The 1,100-nt window shown below is 69.0% G+C and carries 1 protein-coding gene; it reads right to left on the bottom strand.

The genetic code is table 11. The features are described from left to right. Positions 1 to 3 precede the first annotated feature (3 nt). Positions 4 to 990, bottom strand: a complete 987-nt coding sequence (locus tag ACZ4UX_RS36970; protein ID WP_465709862.1) for an IS481 family transposase — start codon at positions 988 to 990, stop codon at positions 4 to 6. Positions 991 to 1,100: the final 110 nt, after the last annotated feature.

Genomic DNA, 1,100 nt, shown 5'->3' with positions numbered 1-1,100 from the left:
CCGCTAGCTGTATTGACCCGCAGGGTTGTTCACGCGGGTGATCGGGGGTTGTCCTCCGAGTGCGGTGTGGCTGCGATGGTAGTTGTAGGCGTGGAGGAAGTGGGGTAGTGCTTCGGCTCGTTCCTGGTTGCTGGCGTAGGGGCGTTGGTAGGCCCATTCGTCGAGCAGGGTGCGGTTGAAGCGCTCGACCTTGCCGTTGGTCTGCGGGCGGTAGGGGCGGGTGCGTTTGTGCGCGATGCCCGACGCGCGCAGGGTGTCGCGCCACAGGTGTGACTTGTAGCAGGAGCCGTTGTCGGTCAGGACGCGTTCGACGGTGATGCCCAGGCCTGCGAAGAAGGTCCGGGCGCGGTGCCAGAAGGCGACCGCGGTCTCTTTGCGCTCGTCGGGCAGGATCTCGCTGTAGGCGAGGCGGGTGTGGTCGTCGACGGCGGTGTGGATGTGGCTGTAGCCGATCCTGGGTGTCCCGCTCGGGGTTCGCAGGGCGGTGGTGGCGTGCCGGTTGCTCTCGCCGGCCTGGCGGTCCATGACGCGGTGGCCGCCGCCGTCGGGGATGTTGCCCAGCTTCTTGATGTCGACGTGGACCAGTTCGCCGGGGCGTTCGCGTTCGTAGCGGCGGATGACCTGTCCGGTGGGCCGGTCCATCCACCGCAGCCGGTTCATGCCGTGGCGGGTCAGGACGCGGTGGACCGTGGAGGCCGGCATGCCGAGGATCGGCCCGATCCGGGCGGGGCCGAGCTTGCGCTCGCGCCGCAGCCGGCAGATCTCGGCCTCGGTCGTGTCCGTCGTGCGGTGCGGGGTGGTGCGGGGCCGGCTGGACCGGTCGCGCAGGCCCGCCTCGCCCTCCTCGTGCCAGCGGCGGACCCACTTGTGGGCGGTGGTGCGGGAGATTCCCATCTCGGCGGCTATGTGGGCGACGGGACGGCCGGCGAGGACGCGTTCGACCAGGAGCCGCCTGCCGTGCATGGTCAGGCGGGCGTTACGGTGGGACACGAAGACCTCCGTGTGTGGTGTGGAGCCTAGACACCTCCACCACACCGGAGGTCTTCACCTTTGATCAAGCCCCTGCGCCGTCAACAACGCTCGTGGTCAATACAGCTAGC

It is taken from the genome of Kitasatospora sp. NPDC028961 (assembly GCF_055564815.1).
The sequence above is the reverse complement of the archived record's forward strand: the minus strand, read 5'-3'. Positions and strand labels throughout refer to the sequence as shown.